This is a genomic window from Burkholderia sp. APQ4-4ca (assembly GCF_057837105.1).
On sequence record NZ_JBYQCG010000061.1, the window covers coordinates 15088 to 39032 of the forward strand.

23 protein-coding genes and 1 tRNA gene are annotated in these 23945 nt (G+C 64.4%); 2 read left to right on the forward strand and 22 right to left on the reverse strand.

The genetic code is table 11. From position 1 onward, the window contains the following. Positions 1-30: 30 nt before the first annotated feature. The 22 genes from AC3IFE_RS03535 to AC3IFE_RS03640 all read right to left on the reverse strand — a co-directional run bounded on the left by AC3IFE_RS03535 (position 31) and on the right by AC3IFE_RS03640 (position 22193). A complete protein-coding gene (locus tag AC3IFE_RS03535) occupies positions 31-327 on the reverse strand; it encodes a DUF2818 family protein (RefSeq protein WP_006484867.1) in 297 nt (98 codons plus the stop codon). Further along, positions 327-1781 (reverse strand): NADH-quinone oxidoreductase subunit NuoN, encoded by a 1455-nt coding sequence (nuoN, locus tag AC3IFE_RS03540; RefSeq protein ID WP_179233427.1) that lies wholly within the window; start codon positions 1779-1781, stop codon positions 327-329. The genes AC3IFE_RS03535 and nuoN overlap by 1 nt, the downstream gene beginning before the upstream one ends. Before the next feature lie 39 nt (positions 1782-1820). Beyond that, the gene (locus tag AC3IFE_RS03545; protein ID WP_050016477.1) at positions 1821-3311 is read right to left on the reverse strand and encodes an NADH-quinone oxidoreductase subunit M; all 1491 of its coding nucleotides are present in this window, start codon (positions 3309-3311) and stop codon (positions 1821-1823) included. Positions 3312-3329: 18 nt separating this feature from the next. After that, a complete protein-coding gene (nuoL, locus tag AC3IFE_RS03550) occupies positions 3330-5390 on the reverse strand; it encodes an NADH-quinone oxidoreductase subunit L (protein WP_089468014.1) in 2061 nt (686 codons plus the stop codon). A gap of 17 nt (positions 5391-5407) precedes the next feature. Next, complete coding sequence (gene nuoK, locus AC3IFE_RS03555) at positions 5408-5713, reverse strand: NADH-quinone oxidoreductase subunit NuoK (RefSeq protein WP_006478272.1); 306 nt, start codon at positions 5711-5713, stop codon at positions 5408-5410. Between the two features lie 18 nt (positions 5714-5731). Next, positions 5732-6382, reverse strand: coding sequence for an NADH-quinone oxidoreductase subunit J (locus AC3IFE_RS03560; protein ID WP_489189619.1), 651 nt, complete (start codon positions 6380-6382; stop codon positions 5732-5734). A gap of 112 nt (positions 6383-6494) precedes the next feature. Continuing rightward, positions 6495-6983, reverse strand: a complete 489-nt coding sequence (gene nuoI, locus AC3IFE_RS03565) for an NADH-quinone oxidoreductase subunit NuoI (protein ID WP_006484869.1) — start codon at positions 6981-6983, stop codon at positions 6495-6497. Positions 6984-6993: 10 nt separating this feature from the next. Then, a complete protein-coding gene (gene nuoH, locus AC3IFE_RS03570) occupies positions 6994-8061 on the reverse strand; it encodes an NADH-quinone oxidoreductase subunit NuoH (RefSeq protein ID WP_089468016.1) in 1068 nt (355 codons plus the stop codon). Further along, on the reverse strand, positions 8062-10392 hold the full coding sequence (nuoG, locus tag AC3IFE_RS03575; protein ID WP_489189620.1) for an NADH-quinone oxidoreductase subunit NuoG: 2331 nt from the start codon (positions 10390-10392) through the stop codon (positions 8062-8064). Positions 10393-10477: 85 nt separating this feature from the next. After that, a complete protein-coding gene (gene nuoF / locus AC3IFE_RS03580; protein ID WP_017331620.1) occupies positions 10478-11800 on the reverse strand; it encodes an NADH-quinone oxidoreductase subunit NuoF in 1323 nt (440 codons plus the stop codon). Further along, positions 11797-12282: an NADH-quinone oxidoreductase subunit NuoE gene (nuoE, locus tag AC3IFE_RS03585; RefSeq protein WP_006478266.1), complete on the reverse strand. Its 486-nt coding sequence runs from the start codon at positions 12280-12282 to the stop codon at positions 11797-11799. The genes nuoF and nuoE overlap by 4 nt, the downstream gene beginning before the upstream one ends. Positions 12283-12466: 184 nt before the next feature. After that, positions 12467-13720, reverse strand: a complete 1254-nt coding sequence (locus AC3IFE_RS03590; RefSeq protein WP_489189621.1) for an NADH-quinone oxidoreductase subunit D — start codon at positions 13718-13720, stop codon at positions 12467-12469. A 9-nt stretch (positions 13721-13729) separates the two neighbouring features. Next, complete coding sequence (locus AC3IFE_RS03595; RefSeq protein ID WP_006478264.1) at positions 13730-14332, reverse strand: NADH-quinone oxidoreductase subunit C; 603 nt, start codon at positions 14330-14332, stop codon at positions 13730-13732. A 21-nt stretch (positions 14333-14353) separates the two neighbouring features. Beyond that, on the reverse strand, positions 14354-14833 hold the full coding sequence (locus AC3IFE_RS03600) for a NuoB/complex I 20 kDa subunit family protein (RefSeq protein WP_006398799.1): 480 nt from the start codon (positions 14831-14833) through the stop codon (positions 14354-14356). 62 nt (positions 14834-14895) lie between these two features. Beyond that, the gene (locus AC3IFE_RS03605) at positions 14896-15255 is read right to left on the reverse strand and encodes an NADH-quinone oxidoreductase subunit A (protein ID WP_006398798.1); all 360 of its coding nucleotides are present in this window, start codon (positions 15253-15255) and stop codon (positions 14896-14898) included. A 153-nt stretch (positions 15256-15408) separates the two neighbouring features. Then, positions 15409-15493, reverse strand: a tRNA-Leu gene (locus tag AC3IFE_RS03610). 110 nt (positions 15494-15603) lie between these two features. Beyond that, on the reverse strand, positions 15604-15981 hold the full coding sequence (secG, locus tag AC3IFE_RS03615; RefSeq protein WP_089468018.1) for a preprotein translocase subunit SecG: 378 nt from the start codon (positions 15979-15981) through the stop codon (positions 15604-15606). Between the two features lie 72 nt (positions 15982-16053). After that, positions 16054-16809 (reverse strand): triose-phosphate isomerase, encoded by a 756-nt coding sequence (gene tpiA / locus AC3IFE_RS03620; RefSeq protein WP_489189622.1) that lies wholly within the window; start codon positions 16807-16809, stop codon positions 16054-16056. 140 nt (positions 16810-16949) lie between these two features. Next, positions 16950-17969: an NAD(P)H-quinone oxidoreductase gene (locus AC3IFE_RS03625; RefSeq protein ID WP_089468255.1), complete on the reverse strand. Its 1020-nt coding sequence runs from the start codon at positions 17967-17969 to the stop codon at positions 16950-16952. A gap of 149 nt (positions 17970-18118) precedes the next feature. After that, a complete protein-coding gene (gene pnp, locus AC3IFE_RS03630) occupies positions 18119-20266 on the reverse strand; it encodes a polyribonucleotide nucleotidyltransferase (RefSeq protein WP_050016459.1) in 2148 nt (715 codons plus the stop codon). A gap of 290 nt (positions 20267-20556) precedes the next feature. Further along, positions 20557-20826 carry a 30S ribosomal protein S15 gene (gene rpsO / locus AC3IFE_RS03635; protein WP_006398792.1) on the reverse strand — a complete coding sequence of 90 codons (270 nt, stop codon included), beginning with the start codon at positions 20824-20826 and terminating at the stop codon, positions 20557-20559. A 107-nt stretch (positions 20827-20933) separates the two neighbouring features. Next, positions 20934-22193: a branched-chain amino acid ABC transporter substrate-binding protein gene (locus tag AC3IFE_RS03640; RefSeq protein WP_301739755.1), complete on the reverse strand. Its 1260-nt coding sequence runs from the start codon at positions 22191-22193 to the stop codon at positions 20934-20936. Positions 22194-22359: 166 nt separating this feature from the next. Between AC3IFE_RS03640 and AC3IFE_RS03645 the strand changes: the two genes are divergently transcribed. Further along, positions 22360-22872, forward strand: coding sequence for a hypothetical protein (locus AC3IFE_RS03645; RefSeq protein ID WP_089468023.1), 513 nt, complete (start codon positions 22360-22362; stop codon positions 22870-22872). Positions 22873-23255: 383 nt separating this feature from the next. Next, positions 23256-23915 carry a carbonic anhydrase gene (locus AC3IFE_RS03650; RefSeq protein ID WP_301739754.1) on the forward strand — a complete coding sequence of 220 codons (660 nt, stop codon included), beginning with the start codon at positions 23256-23258 and terminating at the stop codon, positions 23913-23915. Positions 23916-23945 lie beyond the last annotated feature (30 nt).

Sequence of the window (23945 nt, forward strand, 5' to 3'; positions counted from 1 at the left end):
CTGAATGAGCACGACGGACGGCCGAAGCCGTCAGCGTCGTTTGACGAGATACTGGAACGTGAAGCCGGGAAACGCGAACACGACGAAGAGACTGAACGTGATCGCGTAAAACTGCCAGCCCTGTTCGAAGCGGTTGCCGGCGCGCGACTCGAGCCAGAAGCCGAGCGCGCCGACGATGAAGTACAGCACGATCAGCTCGCCGATCCGCACCCACGCGTTCTTCTTCGTCGCGCCGAACGGCACGACGGCGAAGAGGCGTTGGTTCAGGAACGGCAGGTTGGCGCAGACGAGCGCCAACAGCACGATGAACCAGCCGGCTGCCGACATTACAGCGGCAGCGTGTGACGGATTGCCTGCAGGCAGGCGGTCAGCAGCGGGCTCGGAATCAGGCCGAGCACGACGACCGCCAGGCCGTTCAGCACGAGGATCGTGCGCTTGCAGAAATCGCCCGAGATCGGCGTCGAATCCTGCGGGGCATCGAAGTACATCAGCTTCACGATGCGCAGGTAGTAGAACGCGCCGAACAGCGACGTGATCACGGCCAGCACGGCCAGCCACGTGAGACCCGCGTTGACGGTCGCCTCGAGCACGGCGAGCTTCGCGTAGAAGCCGACGGTCGGCGGGATGCCGGCCAGCGAGAACATCATGACCATCATCACGAACGCGAACACCGGGCTGCGTTTATTGAGGCCCTTGAAGTCGTCGATCGTTTCCGCTTCGAAATCGCGGCGCGCGAGCAGCATCACCACGCCGAACGAGCCGAGCGTCGTGATCAGGTAGACGATCGCATAGAACATCGCAGAGCTGTACGCATTCGCCGGTGCCGCCGCGTCGCCCTTCACGATGCCCGCGAGCAGGCCGAGCAGCACGAAGCCCATGTTCGAAATCGCCGAGTACGCGAGCATCCGCTTGATGTTGCGCTGGACGATACCGGTGATGTTGCCGACGATCAGCGACAGCGCGGCGAGGATCACGAGCGCGGTCTGCCAGTTCTGCGCGAGCGGCAGCAGGCCCATCACCAGGAAGCGCAGGCCCCATGCGAACGCGGCAACCTTCGGGCCGCCGCCGACGAACAGCGTCATCGCGGTCGGTGCGCCCTGGTAGACGTCCGGCACCCACATGTGGAACGGCACGGCGCCGAGCTTGAACGCGATACCGGCGACGATGAAGACCACGCCGAACATCAGCACGGCGGCGTCGGTGTTGCCGCTAACCGCCTTGTACACCTCGCCCAGCTCGAGCGAGCCGGTCGCGCCATACAGCATCGAGATGCCGTACAGCACGAAGCCCGACGCGAGCGCGCCCAGCACGTAGTACTTCATCGCCGCTTCGCTCGACTGCGCGGCATCGCGACGCAGCGCGATGACCGCGTACAGCGACAGCGACATCAGTTCGAGGCCGAGGTACAGCGTCAGGAAGTTATTGCCCGACACCATGACCAGTTGACCGAGCAGCGAGAACATGCCGAGCAGGAACACGTCGCCGCGGAACATGTCGCGATCCTCGAGGTACTTGCGCGAATAGACGAGCGAGACCGCGAAACCGAACGACACGACAGCCTTCATCGTGCTCGCGAACGAGTCGACGACGACCATCTTCGAGAAGAAGTAGTACTGCTGCGGGTCGAGCGCCTGGACCGAGAACCACACGCCGGCGACGACCGACGAGACGACCGCGATCAGATAGGTCAGGCGGCGGCCGGAAGCACCGGTAAAGGTGTCGTTCAGCCATGCGACGACGATGGCGGCCATCACCAGCGCGTCAGGCAACAGAACATTCATAGAGGCGTTTTGCATGATCTTGAGTTCCTCCGCTCGCGATTACTGGGCCAGCGGCAGCTTCGACTGCGCGACGTGGGAGAGGAGGTTTTCCACGGAAACGTGCATCACGTCGGTGAAAGGCTTCGGATACAGGCCCATCAGCAGCGTGAACGCGGCAAGCACGGCCAGCATCAGGAATTCGCGACGGCCGATGTCCTTCAGCTTGGCGACGTGATCGTTCGCGACCGCGCCGAAGTACACGCGCTTGTACATCCACAGCGTGTAGGCCGCGCCGAGGATCAGCGTGAACGCCGCCCCGAAGGCGATCCAGAAGTTGTACTGGACGGCCGCGAGAATCACCATGAACTCGCCGACGAAACCCGACGTACCCGGCAGGCCGCAGTTGGCCATCGAGAACAGCATCGCGAATGCCGCGAACTTCGGCATCACGTTCACGACGCCGCCGTAATCGGCGATCTGGCGCGAGTGCACGCGGTCGTACAGCACGCCGATGCAGAGGAACATCGCGCCCGACACGAAGCCGTGCGAGATCATCTGGATGATCGCGCCTTCGACGCCGAGCTGGTTGAAGATGAAGAAGCCGAGCGTGACGAAGCCCATGTGCGCGATCGACGAATACGCGACCAGCTTCTTCATGTCGGCCTGCACCATAGCGACGAGGCCGATGTAGATCACCGCGATCAGCGACAGCGTGATCACGACGGGCGCCAGGAAGTGGCTCGCGTCAGGCGTGATCGGCAGCGAGAAGCGCAGGAAACCGTAGGCGCCGAGCTTCAGCATGATCGCCGCCAGCACGACCGAGCCGCCCGTCGGCGCTTCCACGTGCGCGTCCGGCAGCCACGTGTGCACCGGCCACATCGGCACCTTCACCGCGAACGCGAGGAAGAATGCAATGAACAGCAGGATCTGCGGCGTCATCGCGATCTTCGCGTTCTGCCACGTCGCGAGGTCGAACGAGTGCGTCTGCGTGTACAGGTAGATCAGCGCGACCAGCATCAGCAGCGAGCCGGCCAGCGTGTACAGGAAAAACTTGAACGCCGCATACACGCGGTTCGGGCCGCCCCACACGCCGATGATGATGTACATCGGGATCAGGGTCGCCTCGAAGAACACGTAGAACAGCAGGCCGTCGGCCGCCGAGAACACGCCGATCATGATCCCGGACAGGATCAGGAACGCCGCGAGGTACTGCGCGACGTTTTCGGTGATCACCTCCCACGCGGCAATCACGACGATCACCGTGATCAGCGCGGTCAGCACGACGAACCACATCGAGATGCCGTCGACGCCGAGGTGATACGCGATGTCGAAGCGTTCGATCCAGGTCGACTTCTCGACGAACTGCAGCGCAGCCGTGCTCGAGTCGAAGCCCGTGATCAGCGGGATCGTGACCGCGAGGCCGAGCAGCGCGCCGATCAGCGCGACCCAGCGGGCCGTCCCCGGATTTTTGTCGTTACCCACCGCCAGCACGAGGAGGCCGAAAACGATCGGCAGCCAGATCGCGGTACTGAGAATCGGAAAAGCGTGCATTAGTGTTGTCTCCCCGCCTTATTTGCCGCCGAGCGTTACAAACAGGGTCAGGAGCCCCAGCATGCCGATGATCATGGCGAACGCGTAGTGATAGATGTAACCGGATTGGAGGAAGCGGATCACGCCGGCAAACCAGCCGATGAACCGGGCGCTGCCGTTGACGAGGCCGTCGATCACCACGACGTCGCCCTCCTTCCACAGGCCGCGGCCGATCGCCACCGAACCGCGGGCGAACACCACTTCGTTGATCTTGTCCAGGTAGTACTTGTTGTCCAGCAGCGTGTAGATCGGGCCGAACGCGCGGCGGATCGATGCCGGCAGCTCCGGACGCTTCAGGTACAAGAACCACGCGACGACCACACCGGCGAGCGCGAGCCACACCGGCAGGCCCGACACCGAGTGCAGGCCCATGCCGACCCAGCCGTGGAATTCTTCGGCCATCTCGGCCAGCGCCGGGTGGTTTTCGCCGATGAAGATCACCTTGTCGAATGCGACGCCGTGCTGGAAGAAATCGCCGAACAGCATCGGGCTGATCGCGATCGCGCCGATGATCACCGACGGGATCGCCAGCAGGACCAGCGGCACCCACACGACCCACGGGGTCTCGTGCGGCTCGTGCGCGTGGTCGTCATGACCGTGGTCGTGGCCATGGCCGTGATCGTCGTGGCCATGTGCGGCGGCCATGCCCATCGGCGATTCCGGATGCTTCGGCTGACGGAAACGCTCTTCGCCGTGGAACACCAGGAAGTACATGCGGAACGAGTACAGCGCCGTGACGAACACGCTCGCGACGACCGCGAAGTACGCGAAACCCGAACCCGGCAGGTGCGACAGCTTCACCGCGTCGATGATCGAGTCCTTCGAGTAGAAGCCCGAGAAGAACGGCGTGCCGATCAGCGCGAGCGAACCGACGAGCGACGTGATCCACGTGATCGGCATGTACTTGCGCAGACCGCCCATGTTGCGCATGTCCTGGTCGTGGTGCATGCCCATGATGACCGAGCCGGCGCCGAGGAACAGCAGCGCCTTGAAGAACGCGTGCGTCATCAGGTGGAACACGGCGACCGGGTAAGCGGACACGCCGAGCGCGACGGTCATGTAACCGAGCTGCGACAGCGTCGAATACGCGACCACGCGCTTGATGTCGTTCTGGACGATGCCGAGGAAGCCCATGAAGAGCGCCGTGATCGCGCCGATCACCGTGATGAACGACAGCGCGGTATCCGACAGCTCGAACAGCGGCGACATGCGCGACACCATGAAGATGCCGGCCGTGACCATCGTCGCCGCGTGAATCAGCGCCGAGATTGGGGTCGGGCCTTCCATCGAGTCCGGCAGCCACACGTGCAGCGGGAACTGCGCCGATTTACCCATCGCGCCGATGAACAGGCAGATACAGGCGACGGTCAGCAGGCCCCAGTCGGTGCCCGGGAAGTGCAGGCTCGCGAGTTCCGCGCGCTTCGCGAACACTTCGCCGTAGTTCATCGAGCCGGCGAACGCGAGCAGCAGGCCGATGCCGAGCAGGAAGCCGAAGTCGCCCACGCGGTTCACGAGGAACGCCTTCATGTTCGCGTAGATCGCGCTCTCACGCGTGAAGTAGAAGCCGATCAGCAGGTACGACACCAGACCCACCGCTTCCCAGCCGAAGAACAGCTGCAGGAAGTTGTTGCTCATCACGAGCATCAGCATCGAGAACGTGAACAGCGAGATGTACGAGAAGAAGCGCTGGTAACCGTCTTCTTCCGCCATGTAGCCGATCGTGTACACGTGCACCATCAGCGAGACGAAGGTCACGACGACCATCATCATCGCGGTCAGCGAATCGACGAGGAAGCCGACTTCGAGCTTCAGCGAACCGACGTTCATCCATTCGTAGACGGTCGCGTTGAAGCTTGCGCCGCCCATCACGTCGAAGAAGACTTTCGCCGACAGGAGGAACGCGATCAATACGCCGAGGATCGTGATCCGGTGTGCGCCCTTGCGCCCGACTGCGTTCCCGAACAGCCCCGCAATCAGCGAGCCGGCCAGCGGAGCGAGCGGAATCGCCAGCAGCAGGTTTTCATTGAGTGTCGTTGACATAACAGCGTTGCCTGAAATTAACCTTTGAGCTGATCGAGATCCTCGACATTGATCGTGTCGAGCTTACGGAACAGGGTCACCAGAATCGCAAGACCGATCGCCGCTTCCGCTGCGGCGACGGTCAGCACGAAGAACACGAAGATCTGGCCGTGCACGTCGCCGAGGTAATGCGAAAACGCGACGAAGTTGGTGTTCACCGCCAGCAGCATCAGTTCGATCGACATCAGGATGATGATGACGTTGCGGCGGTTCAGGAAGATCCCGACGATCGCGATCGCGAACAGGATCGCGCCGAGCACAAGGTAGTGAGCAAGGGTCAGCATGGTTTTCTTTTCCTCCGCTTAGCCGTTGGTGCTCGAACCGGCTTCGCTCTGCGCCGTTTCCGGCAGCGGCTTGTCCGCTTCCATCTTCACGAGGCGCACGCGGTCGTTGCGGCGCACCTTGACCTGATCCGACACGCGCTGGCGCTTGCTGTCCTTGCCCTTGCGCTCGGTCAGCCCGATCGCGGCGATGATCGCGACCAGCAGCACGAGGCCGGCGATTTCGAACGCGAAGATGTAGTCGGTGTAGATCACCTTGCCGATCAGGCGCGTATTGGACCAGGTGGCCATCTCGCCCGTCGCCATCGCATGCACGGTGTGCGTGTCGCCGTAGCCGCGCCACAGGATCAGCGCGGTTTCGATCACGATGATCGCGCCGACCACGGTCGCCATCGGCACGAAGCGCTTGAAGTCGCGGCGCAGGTAGTCGATGTTGATGTCCAGCATCATCACGACGAACAGGAACAGCACCATCACCGCGCCCACATAGACCAGAACCAGCAGGATCGCGAGGAATTCCGCTTCCAGCAGCATCCAGATCGCAGCGGCGTTGAAGAACGCCAGCACAAGGAAAAGCGCAGACGCCACCGGGTTGCGCGAAGTGATCACCTTCAGCCCTGATACCACCAGGAGCAGCGCGAAGATGTAGAACAGTACGGTCGTGAATTCCATGATTACCGGTTCATCGTTAGGCCATAGTCAGGCGCGGCTTGCGGAACGCCCGCACCCGTCGCGGCGGCTCGGCCCGTTCGTCGTTCATGCCGGGCCGGCACTGCAAACACAATCAACGATACGGCGCGTCGGCAGCCTTCGCCGCTGCGATGTCCTTCTCGTAGCGATCGCCCACCGCGAGCAGCATATCCTTCGTGAAATACAGGTCGCCGCGCTTTTCGCCGTGGTACTCGAGAATCTGCGTCTCGACGATCGAATCGACCGGGCAGCTCTCTTCGCAGAAACCGCAGAAGATGCACTTCGTCAGGTCGATGTCGTAGCGCGTCGTGCGGCGCGTGTTGTCGGCGCGCGTTTCCGATTCGATCGTGATCGCGAGCGCGGGGCACACGGCCTCGCACAGCTTGCATGCGATGCAGCGCTCTTCGCCGTTTTCATAGCGGCGCAGTGCATGCAGCCCGCGGAAACGCGGCGAAATCGGGGTCTTCTCTTCCGGGAACTGCACGGTGAACTTGCGCTTGAACGTGTAACGACCGGTCAGCGCGAGCCCCTTCAGCAGCTCGGTCAGGAAGAAGGTCTTAAAGAAGTGTTGGATAGCCGTCATGATTTCGTCCTTACTTCGCCCAGATGTTCAGCGGCGACATCATCCAGAAGCCGACCACGATCACCCAGACCACCGTGACGGGCAGGAACACCTTCCAGCCCAGACGCATGATCTGGTCGTAACGGTAGCGCGGGAACGTCGCGCGCACCCAGATGAACACCGACAGCAGCGCGAAGACCTTCAGCACGAGCCAGAAGATGCCCGGGATGAACGACAGGAATTCGAACGGTGCATCCCAGCCGCCGAGGAACAGCGTCGCAGCCAGCGCCGAGATCACGATCATGTTGATGTACTCGGCGAGGAAGAACAGCGCGAACGCCATGCCCGAGTAATCGATCATGTGACCCGCGACGATCTCCGACTCCCCTTCCACCACGTCGAACGGGTGACGGTTCGTTTCGGCGATGCCCGAGATGAAGTAGACGACGAACGCCGGCAGCAGCGGCAGCCAGTTCCACGACAGGAAGTTCACGCCGTGGCCGGCGAAGAAGCCGTGCTGTTGCGAACCGACGATTTCCGACAGGTTCAGGCTGCCGGCCGTCATCAGCACGAGCACCAGCGCGAAGCCCATCGAGATTTCGTACGACACCATCTGCGCCGCGGCGCGCATCGCGCCGAGGAACGCGTACTTCGAGTTCGACGCCCAGCCGGCGAGAATCACCGCGTACACGCCGATCGACGAGATCGCCATCGCGTACAGCAGGCCCGCGTTCACGTTCGCGAGCACGGCTTCCGCCTGGAACGGGATCACGGCCCACACGGCGAACGCCGGCACGACGGTCATCACCGGTGCGATCAGGTACAGCCAGCGGCTGGCGGCGCTCGGCTGAATGACTTCCTTCAGCAGCAGCTTCAGCACGTCGGCGATCGGCTGCAGCAGGCCGCCGGGGCCGACGCGGTTCGGGCCGAGACGCACGTGCATCCAGCCGATCAGCTTGCGTTCCCACAGAATCAGGTACGCGACGCACAGCAGGATGACGACGGAGACGACGAGGATGCGCACGACTGCCCACACCGTCGGCCACGCGAAGCCGAGAAGCTCGGCCCCGCCCGCGTTGATCGTATCGAACAAGCTCATTTACGCCTTCTCCACCACCAGTTCACCGGACAGGCTGCCGAGCGCCGCGCCGGCAGGCGTCGCCGCCGACACGCGAACGACCGTCTCCGCAAGATTCGCGTCGCGCACGGCCGGCAACTGCACCGCACGCTCGCCCTGGCGCACGCGCACGGCGTCGCCTTCCTTCAAGCCCAGCTTGTCGAACAGCGCGGCCGGCAGGGCCGCGGCGTTCGCCGCCTTCGCGGCGGCCGTCAGGTGCAGCGCACCTGCGCGGCGCACGAGTGCGTCGGCGTGATAGATCGGCACGTCGGCCAGGCGCTCGAAACCGCCGTTCGCGGCATTCGCCGCGGCACGGGCCGGCGCGACCGACGTCTGGTTCGACAGGCGGCCCGCGACGCCGGCTTCGCCGAGCGCGGCGACACGCACTTCTTCCGCGGTCTCGTATTCGAAGTTCGGCAGGCCGAGCAGGCTGCCGAGCACGCGCAGCACCTTCCAGGCCGGACGCGTGTCGCCGAGCGGGCGCACGACGCCGTTGAAGCTCTGCACGGTGCCTTCCGCGTTGACGAACGTCCCGGCCGTTTCGGTGAACGGCGCAACCGGCAGCAGCACGTCGGCGTAGTCGAGGCCGTGCTTGAACGGCGACATCACGACGACCATTTCCGCCTGGTTCAGCGCGACCAGTGCCTGCGCCGGATCGGCGGTATCGAATTCCGGTTCGACGTTCAGCAGCACGTAGCCCTTGCGCGGCTGCGCGAACGCCTCGCGTGCGTTCAGGCCGCCTTCGCCCGGCAGTGCGCCGACGACGTGTGCGCCGACCGTGTTCGCCGCTTCCGTCAGGAAGCCGAACGTGGCGCCGGTGTTCTCGGCGATCCACTGCGCGACGGCGTGCAGCTTCGCGAATTGCGGATGACGGACCGCCACGTTGCCGAGCAGCACCGCGCGGCGTTCGCCGTTCGCGAGCGACTGCGCGACGGCTTGCGCGGCCGGCGATGCGGTGACGCCAGCCAGCGCGTCGGGCAGCGCGACGCCGCGCAGTTGCGCGACGGCCGCGGCGATGCCGGCCAGCTCGTCGAGCCATGCGGACGGCGCGGCGACGATGCGTTGCGCGGTCGGGATCAGCGAATCGTCACCGGTCGCGTGCAGGAAGTGCAGCTTCGCGCCGTTCTTCGCCGCCTGACGCAGGCGCGATGCGAACAGCGGATGGTCGCGGCGCAGGAACGAACCGACGACGAACGCGGCGTCGACGTTCGACAGATCGGCGATCGGCATGCCGAGCCACGGTGCGCCCTGAACCGGCGCCGAGAAATCCTGCTGACGCAGACGGAAGTCGACGTTCGGCGTCTTCAGTTCGCTGGCGAGCTGCTTCACGAGGAACAGCTCTTCCGCGGTGCTGTGCGCGCTCGCGAGCATCGCCAGCGCGTTCGCGCCGTGATCCGCGGCGATGCCCTTCAGGCCCTTCGCGACGTATTCGAGCGCGGTCTGCCAGTCGGTTTCGATCCACTGGCCGCCCTGCTTCAGCATCGGCTTCGTCAGGCGCTCTTCGCCGTTGAGGCCTTCATACGAGAAGCGGTCCTTGTCCGAGATCCAGCATTCGTTGATGGCTTCGTTCTCGAACGGCAGCACACGCATCACGCGGTTGTTCTTTACCTGCACGACGAGGTTCGCGCCGACGGAATCGTGCGGGCTCACCGACTTGCGGCGCGACAGTTCCCACGTACGGGCGCTGTAGCGGAACGGCTTGCTGGTCAGCGCGCCGACCGGGCACAGGTCGATCATGTTGCCCGACATTTCGGAGTCGACCGTCTTGCCGACGAACGTCGTGATTTCCGAATGCTCGCCGCGGCCCAGCATGCCGAACTCCATCACGCCGGCGACTTCCTGGCCGAAGCGGACGCAGCGCGTGCAGTGGATGCAGCGCGACATTTCTTCCATCGAGATCAGCGGGCCCACGTTCTTGTGGAACACCACGCGCTTTTCTTCCGAGTAGCGCGACGACGACTTGCCGTAGCCGACCGCCAGATCCTGCAACTGGCATTCGCCGCCCTGATCGCAGATCGGGCAGTCGAGCGGATGGTTGATGAGGAGGAATTCCATCACCGACTGCTGCGCCTTCACGGCCTTGTCGGATCGCGTATGGACGATCATGCCGGCCGACACGGGGGTCGCGCAGGCCGGCACGGCCTTCGGCATCTTCTCGACTTCGACGAGACACATCCGGCAGTTGGCCGCGACCGACAGTTTCTTGTGATAGCAGAAGTGAGGGATGTACGTGTCCGCCTTGTGCGCAGCCTGGATCACCATGCTGCCTTCGGGCACCTCGACCTTCTTGCCGTCTATTTCAAGTTCAACCATGATGGTGAATGGTCCTTAACCTATTTCCGCCCGTTCGCGCGTTTGCCCGACCGTGCGCTCAAATTCCGCAACCGGGTATTTCGCTTCAGGCCGCCGCAGCCGAAGCCACATGCGGCGCGTGGCCGCCGACCATGCAATGCTTGTGCTCGACGTGGTACGCGAATTCGTCCCAGTAGTGCTTGAGCATCCCGCGCACCGGCATCGCCGCCGCATCGCCGAGCGCGCAGATCGTGCGGCCCATGATGTTCTCGGCCACCGAGTTCAGCAGGTCCAGATCTTCCTGGCGCCCTTCGCCGTGCTCGATACGGTTCACGACGCGATACAGCCAGCCGGTGCCTTCACGGCACGGCGTGCACTGGCCGCACGATTCCTCGTAGTAGAAGTACGACAGGCGCAGCAGCGAGCGCACCATGCAGCGCGTCTCGTCCATCACGATCACCGCGCCGGAACCGAGCATCGAGCCCGCCTTCGCGATCGAATCGTAGTCGAGATCCGTCTGCATCATGATGTCGCCCGGAATCACCGGCGCCGACGAACCGCCCGGAATCACGGCCTTGATCTTCTTGCCGCCGCGCATCCCGCCGGCGAGCTCCATCAGCGTCGCGAACGGCGTGCCGAGCGGCACTTCGTAGTTGCCCGGACGCTCGACGTCGCCCGACACCGAGAAAATCTTCGTGCCGCCGTTGTTCGGCTTGCCGATCTCGAGGTAATTCTGCGGCCCGATGGACAGCAGGAACGGCACCGCGGCGAACGTCTCGGTATTGTTGATCGTGGTCGGCTTGCCGTACACGCCGAAGCTCGCCGGGAACGGCGGCTTGAAGCGCGGCTGGCCCTTCTTGCCTTCGAGCGACTCGAGCAGCGCCGTTTCCTCGCCGCAGATGTACGCGCCGTAACCGTGGTGCGCGTGCAGCTGGAACGAGAATTCCGAGCCCATGATGTTGTCGCCGAGGAACCCGGCCGCGCGCGCTTCATCCAGCGCGGCTTCGAAGCGTCGATACACTTCGAAGATCTCGCCGTGGATGTAGTTGTAGCCGACGGTGATGCCCATCGCGTATGCGCCGATGGCCATGCCTTCGATCAGCGCGTGCGGGTTCCAGCGCAGGATGTCGCGATCCTTGAACGTGCCCGGCTCGCCTTCGTCCGAGTTGCAGACGAGGTACTTCTGCCCCGGGAACTGACGCGGCATGAAGCTCCACTTCAGGCCGGTCGGGAAGCCCGCACCGCCGCGGCCGCGCAGGCCCGACGCCTTCACGTCGGCGATCACCTGCTCGGGCGGAATCTTTTCTTCGAGAATGCGGCGCAGCTGCTTGTAGCCGCCGCGCGCAACGTAGTCTTCGAGATGCCAGTTCTCGCCGTTCAGACCAGCGAGGATCAGCGGTTTGATGTGACGATCGTGGAGGGACGTCATTTCGAGAGCTCCTCAAGCAGCTGGTCGATCTTCTCGCGGCTCATGAAGCTGCACATTCTGTGATTGTTCACCAGCAGCACCGGCGCATCGCCGCACGAGCCCATGCATTCGCCTTCCTTCAGCGTGAACTTGCCGTCGGGCGTGGTCTCGCCGAAGCCGATGCCCAGCTTCTGTTTCAGGTAGTCGGCAGTCGCTTCCGCGCCGCCATGCGGGCCGAGCTGGCACGGCAGGTTCGTGCAGAGCGTGATCTTGTGCTTGCCGACCGGTTTGAGCTCGTACATCGTGTAGAACGTCGCGACTTCCTGCACGGCGACGGCCGGCATGCCGAGATAGTCCGCGACGAACTGCATCAGTTCGGGCGACAGCCAGCCATGCTCTTCCTGAGCCACGGCCAACGCCGACATCACGGCGGACTGTTTCTGATCGGCGGGATACTTCGTCAACGCTCGATCGATTTCCTTCAGGCCTTCAGCTGAGATCATTTTCAGACACGACTCTTTCAATTCCTACCGAACGAACAACCTGCCGCACACTGGGGTGCATGGACGGCAGACCTGGCGCTCACTCTGTTGACAGCTTGCGAAGCCGCGCCGGTTCGGCGCATACCGCTTGTGACTTCACGTGTGACTGACTGCTCGCCGCCCGCGCGCGCGGGCGGCGCAACCCTTAGCGATCGATTTCGCCGAACACGATGTCCTGCGTACCGATGATCGTGACGGCGTCGGCGATCATGTGACCGCGCGCCATTTCGTCGAGCGACGCCAGGTGCGCGAAACCCGGCGCGCGAATCTTGAGGCGATACGGCTTGTTGGCGCCGTCCGACACGAGATAGATGCCGAACTCGCCCTTCGGATGCTCGACCGCCGCGTACGCTTCGCCTTCCGGCACATGGAAACCTTCGGTGAAGAGCTTGAAGTGGTGAATCAAGTCTTCCATGTTGGTCTTCATGCCGACGCGCGACGGCGGCGCAACCTTGTGATTGTCCGTCATCACCGGGCCCGGATTCTTGCGGAGCCACTCAATACACTGTTTCGCGATGCGGATCGACTGGCGCATTTCTTCGACGCGCACCAGATAGCGGTCGTAGCAATCGCCATTCACGCCGACCGGCACGTCGAAATCCATCCGATCGTACACTTCGTAGGGCTGCTTCTTGCGCAGGTCCCGCGCGATGCCCGAGCCGCGCAGCATCGGGCCCGTCAGGCCCATCTGCAGCGCACGTTCCGGGCTCACCACACCGATCCCGACCAGACGCTGTTTCCAGATCCGGTTGTCGGTCAGCAGCGTTTCGTATTCGTCGACGCACTTCGGGAAGCGCGTGAAGAAATCGTCGATGAAGTCGAGCACCGAGCCGCTGCGCGCTTCGTTCATCTTCGCGAGCGCCTTCTCGTTGCGAATCTTCGACGCCTTGTATTGCGGCATTGCGTCAGGCAGATCGCGATAGACGCCGCCCGGACGATAGTAGGCCGCGTGCATCCGGGCGCCGGACACCGCTTCGTACACGTCCATCAGGTCTTCGCGTTCGCGGAACGCGTACAGGAACACCGCCATCGCGCCGACGTCGAGCGCGTGCGCGCCGATCCACATCAGGTGGTTCAGCACGCGCGTGATTTCGTCGAACAGCACGCGGATGTACTGCGCGCGCTCCGGCACTTCGATGCCGAGCAGCTTTTCGATCGCGAGCACGTAGCCGTGCTCGTTGACCATCATCGACACGTAGTCGAGACGGTCCATGTACGGCACGGACTGGATGAAGGTTTTGGATTCCGCGAGCTTTTCCGTCGCGCGGTGCAGCAGGCCGATGTGCGGATCGGCACGCTGGATGACTTCGCCGTCGAGCTCGAGCACGAGGCGCAGCACGCCGTGCGCTGCCGGGTGCTGCGGGCCGAAGTTGAGCGTGTAGTTCTTGATTTCTGCCATGACGCCCCCTTAATGTTTCAGACCGCCATAGCGATCCTCGCGGATCACGCGCGGCGTGATTTCGCGCGGCTCGATCGTCACCGGCTGGTACACGACCCGCTTCTCTTCCGGGTCGTAACGCATTTCGACGTAGCCCGACACCGGGAAGTCCTTGCGGAACGGGTGACCGATGAAGCCGTAGTCGGTGAGGATGCGGCGCAGGTCGGGGTGGCCTTCGAACACGATGCCGTACAGGTCGAACGCTTCGCGCTCGTACCAGTTCGCCGAGGTCCAGATGTCGACCAGCGACGCCACGATCGGCAGATCGTCGTCCGGCGCGAACGCGCGCAGGCGCAGACGCCAGTTGTTCGTGACCGACAGCAGGTGCGACACGGCCGCGAAGCGCGGGCCGTCGTAGGCGCCGTCGCCGAAGGTCTGGTAGTCGACGCCGCAGAGGTCGATCAGCTGCTCGAAACGGAGCTTCGGATCGTCGCGCAGCGTCTTTGCGACTTCGAGGTAATCGCTCGCCTTCACGACGAGCGTCAGTTCACCGATCGCTTCGGTGAGGCTCACCACGCGCGCGCCGAGCGCGGCTTCGAGGTTTGCCTTGAGAGTCTCGATTTTGCTTGCCATATTGAGGGGACGCTCGGGGCTTTATTGACGGGCGATGGTATTGGTGCGGCGGATCTTCGCCTGAAGCTGGATCACGCCGTAGACCAGCGCCTCGGCCGTGGGCGGACAGCCCGGCACGTAGACGTCGACCGGCACGATCCGGTCGCAGCCGCGGACCACCGAGTACGAGTAGTGGTAATAACCACCGCCGTTCGCGCACGACCCCATCGAGATCACCCAGCGCGGCTCGGCCATCTGGTCGTACACGCGGCGCAGCGCGGGCGCCATCTTGTTGCACAGCGTGCCGGCGACGATCATCACGTCCGACTGACGCGGGCTCGGACGGAACACGACCCCGAACCGGTCCAGATCGTAACGGGCCGCGCCCGCATGCATCATCTCGACGGCGCAACACGCGAGCCCGAACGTCATCGGCCACAGCGAGCCGGTACGCGTCCAGTTGATCAGCTTGTCAGCCGTCGTGGTGACAAACCCTTCCTTCAAGACCCCTTCGATACTCATTTGCTTTCCACTCCAGACGAGCGACCGAGCGTGGCCGCCCATGCAAACCGGCGATTAACCCATCACTCCCAGTCGAGGCCGCCTTTCTTCCAGATATAGGCAAAGCCCAGCAGGAATTCGAGCAGAAAAATCATCATTGCGATGAAACCCGGCCAGCCGATGTCCCGGAGCGCGACGCCCCACGGGAACAGGAATGCGGTTTCGAGATCGAAGATGATGAACAGGATGGCGACGAGGTAATACCGAACGTCGAACTTCATCCGGGCGTCTTCAAAGGCTTCGAAGCCGCACTCGTACGGTGCGTTCTTCTCGACGTCCGGCTTGTTGGGACCAAGGAGCTTGCCGATGCTGACCAGCGCTATACCTAAACCAGTGCCCACGAGGAGGAACAACAAGACGGGGTAATAGGCTGCGAGGTTCAAGGCAATCCTCTATCGGTTGGTTCTGAGCGTCCGGAGAATACCACTTCCGGCGGAAGGAATCATTTCGGAGTACAGGCGATCGCAAGACAACCGCAAGCACACCCCAGAAATGAAAAATGCCAGCCACTAGAAGCGGCTGGCATTGAGTAACTTTGGTGCCGACGGCGAGACTCGAACTCGCACAGCTTTCGCCACTACCCCCTCAAGATAGCGTGTCTACCAATTTCACCACGTCGGCACTGCATGCAACTCGGGTTGTGCTGCTTGTTCCCGCGAATCGCTTCAAGAATTAAATTCTAACCCGAGTTCCAGATTTGTTCAACGCACAACCGCAAAAAAATTAACTTTTTATTTCGGGACATCCTGGCCCGGCGCGCTCGCGGCCGAACCGGCTGCAGCGGACGCCGCGACGGCCGGCGCCGATGCCGCGGGCGCCGATGCCGGCGCGGTCGCGGCCGTGCCGAGCACGCCTGCCGACGGCGTCGACTTGTACGAACCGAGGTACGTCAGCGCAAGCGTCGAGACGAAGAAGATCGCCGCGAGAATGCCCGTCGTGCGCGACAGGAAGTTCGCCGAGCCCGTCGCACCGAACAGGCTGCCCGACGCGCCGCTGCCGAACGCGGCGCCCATGTCGGCGCCCTTGCCGTGCTGCAGCAGCACCAGCCCGATCACACCGAGTGCAGACAGCACCTGCACCACAATAATCAACGTCTTGAATAACAGCATCACACCCACCCGATTGGATCGGGCGACCGGACCGACCGGCCGCCGTCATGGTTCAATTCGATCTCGGACCGCTCAATGCGCGGCCCGGCAGATCGCCAGGAAATCTTCCGCCTTCAGCGACGCGCCGCCGATCAGGCCGCCGTCGATGTCCGGCTGCGCGAACAGCTCTTCCGCGTTGTCCGGCTTCACGCTGCCGCCGTACAGCACGGACACGTCCGCCGCCCCCTTCGCCGCGAGACGCGTACGCAGGAACGCGTGCACGTCCTGCGCCTGCGCCGACGTCGCGCTCTTGCCCGTACCGATCGCCCAGACCGGCTCGTACGCGACGACGATGCGCGCGGCTTCGTCGGCCGTCAGCACGGCCAGCACCGCGTCGAGCTGCGCACCGACGACCTGCGCCGTCGCACCCGACTCGCGCTCGTCGAGCGTCTCGCCGACGCACACGACCGGCGTGAGGCCCGTAGCGAGCGCGCGTTGCGCTTTCGCGGCGACCGTCTCGCTGCTTTCGCCGTGATACGCGCGACGCTCCGAATGGCCGACGATCGCATACTGCGCGCCGAACTCCGCCACCATCGCGGCCGCCACCTCGCCGGTAAACGCGCCTTGCTCGTGCGCGGACACGTCCTGCGCACCGAACGCGACACGGCCACCGCCGAGCTGCGCCTGAACCTGCGCGAGATACGGGAACGGAACACACACGCCGATGGACGTTTCAGCCGCCACCGCGCCCGCACCCTGCACCACTTCGTTCAGCAGCGCCTGGTTGCCGGCCAGCCGGCCGTGCATCTTCCAGTTGCCGATCACTCGCTTTGTTCGTTGTTTCGACATCGTGTCCGTCTCGTCACTATCTTGTCATTAACGTGCCGGAACCCGGCCGTCAGGTTGGATCTGGCGAAGCAAACCCGCGATTTTACTGCGCGCGGCTTGAACCGGTCAAACCGCGTATGTCAAGTCCGCCGCGCGGGCCGTCATGCGTTCGCGCCCCAATCGAGCACGATCTTGCCGATGTGCTCGCCGCTCTCCATCAGCGCATGCGCCTGCGCGGCCTCGCCGGCCGGCAGCACACGGTAGATCACGGGTTTGATGCGCCCGTCGGCGAGCAGCGGCCATACGCGCGCCTTCAGCTGCGCGGCGATGCGGGCCTTGAACTCGACCGGGCGCGGGCGCAGCGTCGAGCCCGTCACCGTCAGCCGGCGGCGCAGGATCTCGTTCAGGTTGACCTCGGCCTTCGCGCCGCCGAGCAGCGCGATCAGCACGAGACGACCGCCGTCCGCGAGCGCGGACAGCTCGCGCGGCACGTACGAGCCCGCCACCATGTCGAGGATCACGTCGACGCCGCGATCGTGCGTCAGCGACTTCACGACCTCGACGAAGTCTTCGGTCTTGTAGTCGATCGCACGCTCGGCGCCGAGCGCCTCGCACGCGCGGCACTTGTCGGCGGTGCCGGCCGTCGCGAACACGCGAAAGCCGAGCGCATGCGCGATCTGGATCGCCGTCACGCCGATGCCGCTCGAGCCGCCCTGCACGAGCAGCGTCTCCTGATCGCCGCCCTCGCCCGCGCCGAGCTGCGCACGGTCGAACACGTTGCTCCACACGGTGAAAAACGTTTCGGGCAGCGAGGCGGCCTCGATATCGGTGAGGCCGTCCGGCACCGGCAGGCACTGCGGCAGCGGCGCGACCGCATATTCGGCATAGCCGCCGCCCGCGAGCAGCGCGCACACACGATCGCCGAGCTTCAGGCCGAACGGATTCAGCGCCGCATCGGACACGTCCCCGCCGACGATCTCGCCCGCGACCTCGAGGCCCGGCAGATCCGACGCCCCCGGCGGCGGCGCATAGGCGCCCTTGCGCTGGAACACGTCGGGCCGGTTCACGCCGGAAGCCGCCACCTTGATCAGCACCTCGCCGCGCTTCGGTTCGGGGCGCGGACGCTCCGCGAGCTTCAGCACGTCGGGGGCGCCGAATTCGGTGATTTCGATGGCTTTCATGGTGAGAATCGCTCCAGGATCGGAATCGGATGGCACGCCCGCGCGCACGGCGGCGGGCGCCTCGCCGGCGCTGCTGCGCCGCACAACGATGCTACAGAAAAAACGGCCGGCACGCTTTCGCACTGCCGGCCGTTGATCCGCCTGTCCGCTTACTGCTGCGGCGGCGTATCCGACTGCGCTGCCGCCGCTGCTTCATTCAGCAGCGCCTTGGCCGACAGACGCACGCGCCCCTTCTCGTCCGTCTGGATCACCTTGACCTTCACCTGCTGGCCTTCCTTCAGGTAGTCGTTGATGTCCTTCACGCGCTCGTTGACGATTTCCGAGATGTGCAGCAGGCCGTCCTTGCCCGGCAGCAGGTTCACGATCGCACCGAAATCGAGCAGCTTGAGCACCGTGCCTTCGTACACCTGGCCGACTTCGATTTCGGCCGTGATCTGCTCGATGCGCTTCTTCGCTTCGGCCATGCCTTCGCTGCTCGTGCTCGCGATCGTCACGACGCCGTCGTCCGAGATGTCGATCGTCGTGCCCGTTTCCTCGGTCAGCGCGCGGATCACCGAACCGCCCTTGCCGATCACGTCGCGGATCTTTTCCGGGTTGATCTTGACCGTGATCATGCGCGGCGCGAATTCCGACAATTGCGTGTTCGCGCCGGACACCGCCGACGTCATCTTGCCGAGGATGTGCATGCGGCCTTCCTTCGCCTGCGCGAGCGCGACCTGCATGATTTCCTTCGTGATGCCCTGGATCTTGATGTCCATCTGCAGCGCGGTGACGCCTTGCTCCGTGCCCGCGACCTTGAAGTCCATGTCGCCGAGGTGATCTTCGTCGCCGAGGATGTCGGTCAGCACCGCGAACTTGTTGCCTTCGAGGATCAGGCCCATCGCGATACCCGCGACGTGCGCCTTCATCGGCACGCCGGCGTCCATCAGCGCGAGGCAGCCGCCGCACACCGACGCCATCGACGACGAACCGTTCGATTCGGTGATTTCCGACACGACGCGGATCGAGTAGCCGAATTCGTCGGCGCTCGGCAGGCACTTGACCAGCGCGCGCTTAGCCAGACGGCCGTGGCCGATTTCGCGGCGCTTCGGCGAGCCGACGCGGCCCGTTTCGCCGGTCGCGAACGGGGGCATGTTGTAGTGGAGCATGAAGCGCTCGCGGTATTCGCCTTCGAGCGCATCGATGATCTGCTCGTCACCCTTCGTGCCGAGCGTCGCGACGACCAGCGCCTGCGTCTCGCCGCGCGTGAACAGCGCCGAGCCGTGGGTACGCGGCAGCACGCCGGTGCGGATCTCGATCGGGCGCACGGTGCGCGTGTCGCGGCCGTCGATGCGCGGCTCGCCGTTCAGGATCTGCGAACGGACGATCTTCGCCTCGATGTCGAACAGCACGTTGCCGACCGTTGCCTTGTCGGCCGCGACCGTACCGGCCGCCAGCGCGTCTTCCTCGAGCTTCGCCGACGTCGCCGCGTAGACTTCCTTCAGCTTCGCCGAACGCGCCTGCTTGTCGCGCAACTGATAAGCGGCGAGCAGATCGTTCTGCGCCAGCTCGGTCACGCGTGCGATCAGCGCCTCGTTCTTCGGCGCCGGCTGCCAGTCCCACTCGGGCTTGCCGCCGTCGCGCACCAGTTCGTGGATCGCGTCGATCGCGATCTGCATCTGCTCGTGGCCGAACACCACGGCGCCCAGCATCACTTCTTCCGACAGTTGATCGGCTTCCGACTCGACCATCAGCACGGCGCGCTCGGTACCCGCGACGACGAGGTCGAGGCTCGATGCCTTGAGCTGGTCGCGCGTCGGGTTCAGCACGTACGCGTTGTCGATGTACGCGACGCGCGCGGCGCCGACCGGGCCGTTGAACGGCAGGCCCGACACGGCGAGCGCGGCCGATGCGCCGATCAGCGCGGGGATGTCCGCCGGGATTTCCGGGTTCACGGACAGCACGTGGATCACGACCTGGACTTCGTTGTAGAAGCCTTCCGGGAACAGCGGGCGCAGCGGACGGTCGATCAGGCGCGACGTCAGCGTTTCATGCTCCGACGGACGGCCTTCGCGGCGGAAGAAGCCACCCGGGATCTTGCCGGCCGAGTAGGTCTTCTCGAGGTAGTCGACGGTCAGCGGGAAGAAATCCTGGCCCGGCTTCGCCGACTTCGCGCCGACGACGGTTGCCAGCACGACGGTGTCCTCGACGTCGACGATCACGGCGCCGCTCGCCTGGCGGGCGACTTCACCGGTTTCGAGGCGCACCTTGTGCTGGCCCCATTGGAATTCCTTCACGACCTTGTTGAACATGGACATGGTTGCTCCTTTGTATTCATGCATTTCATTCGCCGCGCCGGCCATCCCGCGCGGCGGCGTCCCGACCGAATCACCCGGAGCAAGGTGTGTTTTTTATGCCATTCCAGCGCGGCGCTCAGGCAGCGACGCGCTGGAATGACACAAATCCTGCCCCGGTATCGATCGCGGCGGCGGCCCCGCACGAACGTACGGGACAGCCTGCGATGCGTGTGACGCTACGCACCGCGCAAAAACAAAATGCCTGCATCAGCGGACTGACACAGGCATCTTGCTGGCGGCAATCGCCTCGATTACTTACGCAGACCCAGCTTCTCGATCAGTGCGCGGTAACGGTCGGCATCCTTGCCCTTGAGGTAGTCGAGCAGCTTGCGGCGGCGGCTCACCATGCGCAGCAGGCCGCGGCGGCTGTGGTGATCCTTCGCGTGGGTCTTGAAGTGACCCGTCAGTTCGACGATACGTGCGGTCAGCAGTGCGACCTGGACTTCGGGCGACCCCGTGTCGTTGGTACCGCGGGCGAACTGAGCAACGACTTCCGACTTCTTGATATCTGCAACAGACATGTGATTTCCTTTCTAACTGAACAGGCGGACACGGAAGAATGGCCGTGCCGTGACTTACAACCGGCGCGCATTGTAGCACAACTCGGTGCCGTTCTTACCGCTTCCCGTCACGGGCGCGTCATTGAACACGTCGACGGCATCTCCGTGCGTTGCGCCGGCACCGCGAGCACCGTCCGGAAGCCATAGCCCGACCCCTCGTTGTCGAAGCGCACGCCCGGCGTGCCCGCCTTGTCCATTTCCATCACGTAAAGGGGCTGGATCAACTGGTGATCCTGCGCGCGCATCCGCGACGCGTGGAAGCCGTCGTCGAACGACAGCCCCTCGAGCGCGTGCGCGACCGCGACGGGGTCGGCCGAACCCGCGCGGGTCATCGCGGCGGCCAGGATCTGGATCATCTGGCTCATCCGTCGTACCGGGTAATCGTCCTGGGCGGCCGGGAAACGGGTCCGGAACGCGCGGTAGAACGCATCGGACGCAGCGCCGCCCGCGTTCGGGTGCCAGTCGGCCACCGCCACGACGCGGCCGACACCCGCGTCGCCGAGGGCCGCCGGCGCGCCGAGGCTGTTGCCGTAGAACGTATAGAACTTCGCGTTCAGCCCCTGTTCGCGCGCCGCCTTCACGAGCAGCGTGAGGTCGTTGCCCCAGTTGCCGGTCACGACGGCGTCCGCGCCGCTCGCGCGGATCTTCGCGATATACGGCGAGAAATCCTTGATCCGGCCGATCGGATGGAATTCGTCGCCGGCGATCGTCACGTCCGGGCGCCGCGCGGCCAGCGCCTGCCGCGCGAGGGTGCTGACGTCGTGGCCGAAGCTGTAGTCCTGGTTCAACAGATAGACCTTGCGCAGCGCACGATCGCGCGCCATCACGTCCGCGAGCGCCGCCATCCGCATGCCGGCATGCGCATCGAAGCGGAAATGCCAGAAACTGCAGCGCGCGCCGGTCAGCGCGGGATCGTCGGCCGAGTAGTTCAGGAACAGCATCCGGTTGTCCGGATCGCGTGCGTTCAGCTTGTCGAGCGCCGCGACGAGCGCGGCCGCGACGGCGGAGCTGTTGCCCTGCGCGACGAAGCCGACATGGCGATCGGCGGCCGCGCGCAACTGCACGAGCGCCTCCTCGGGGCTGCCCTTGCTGTCGAGCACGACGAGCTCGAGCGGGTGCGCGCCATCGCGCAGCTTCACGCCGCCCGCCGCGTTGACCTGCTCGACGCCGAAACGCAGGTTGCGCTCGACCGCCGCGCCCGCGTTCGCGAACGGGCCCGACATCCCTTCGATCAGCGCGATCCGCACCGGCTCCCCGCCGGCAAACGCGGACGCCGCCAGCATCCACCCCGCGCCCCACGCGAGCGCGCACCGCTTCCATCCCTGCATCGGCCACCTGCCCTTCAATCTGCCCGAGAAGCGCGGATCATAGGCCGCGGCGCCCGCCGCCCGCAAGCGCGACGGGCGGCGATCCGCACCGATTTTTTCCGCGCGATGCGCGATCGCGCGCCGTCCGTGATAAAACGGGACTTGTTTCCGTGTTCAGGAGAATCCGATGCGCTCTCGCATTCCCGTGCGCCTGCCGGTACTGGTCGCTTGCACGGCCGCGCTGCTGGCCGGTTGCGCGCAACCGTGGCAGCAATACCAGGCCGGCCAGGACGAGTCGGCGATCGTCGCGCGCATGGGGCCGCCGCGCGAGATCTACGACCTGCCGGGCGGCGGCAAGCGCCTGATGTGGCCGACCCAGCCGATGGGCGAGATCACGGTCGCGGCCGACGTCGACGCGGCCCACCGGATCGTCAACGTGCGCCAGGTGCTGCAGCCGAGCGAGTTCTATCGCGCGGAGATCGGCAAGTGGACGAAGACCGACGTCCTCGTCAATTTCGGACGCCCGGTCGAGACGTCCTACTTCCCGCTGATGAAGCGCGAGGTGTGGACGTACCGGTATCTCGAGGACAACGTCTGGTACATGATGTACAGCTTCTACTTCGATCCGCAGGGCATCCTGCGCACCACGCAGAAAACGCCGGACCCGCTGCACGATCCCGATCGCCGCACTCTGTTCTGATCGATTGCGCATTGACGCGCAATTGTCGCAATGGCCATTTACGAATGATTGCGTGAATGGCCATTTCTTTTTTTCCGCTGCCTTATTTAATTTCGCGAATTACACGGAAAACTTTTCCGATCGTTAACATTTCGATGACAATACGCTGAACGCCCCGTCATGCGGGCGCCCGCGCATAAACAGGCATATCTGACGCATATCATGCGTCTCACTGGTGCATGCAATGCACTACGCCCAATCAATTTGAAACAATTTGTTTCAACCCACCCGGACTGCTAGGGCATACCCCTAATATCAGTCGAAATCGAACCTTTCAACTTAGAAAGAATGTCGTTCCGTCGTTTCGAGCGATATTTATTCGCCTTGATCACAAAGGAGTCCTCATGAACCGCCCCAAGAGCATGCTGGTTGCCAACATTGCCTGGGCCCGCGAGACGCGCGAACACACGCCGGGCTTCTTCGACGCGCTCGCGCGCGGCCAGAACCCGCGCGTCCTGTGGATCGGCTGCGCCGACAGCCGCGTGCCGGCCGAAACCATCACGCACTGCGCGCCCGGCGAGCTGTTCGTCCATCGCAACATCGCGAACCTGTTCCAGCCGGACGACGACAATTCCGCCAGCGTGCTCGAGTACGCGGTGCGGGTGCTGAAGGTCGACCACGTGATCGTGTGCGGTCACTACGGGTGCGGCGGCGTGCGCGCATCGCTGCTGCCGCCACCCGCCGACCTGCCGCACGTCGCGCGCCGCATCGCGCCGCTCTGCGCGCTCGCGCGGCGCCATCGCGACGCGCTCGACGGGCTCGACGACCTGGCCGCCGCCGATCGCCTCGCCGAGCTGAACGTGCTCGAACAGGTGCGGCTGCTGCGCGCGTCGCCGATCGTGCGCGGCCGCGAACGGCCGCCGCTCGTGCACGGCTGGATCTTTTCGCTCGCCGACGGCCGCCTGAAGGAGCTCGATTCCGGCTATGCAGCACCGCCGGCCGAAGCCGACGCCGAAGCCGAAGCCGAGCCCGAGCCTGTTGCGACCGCCGCCGCGCTCGGTTGACCCGCGCCGCCCTCCACGCCAACGACACCA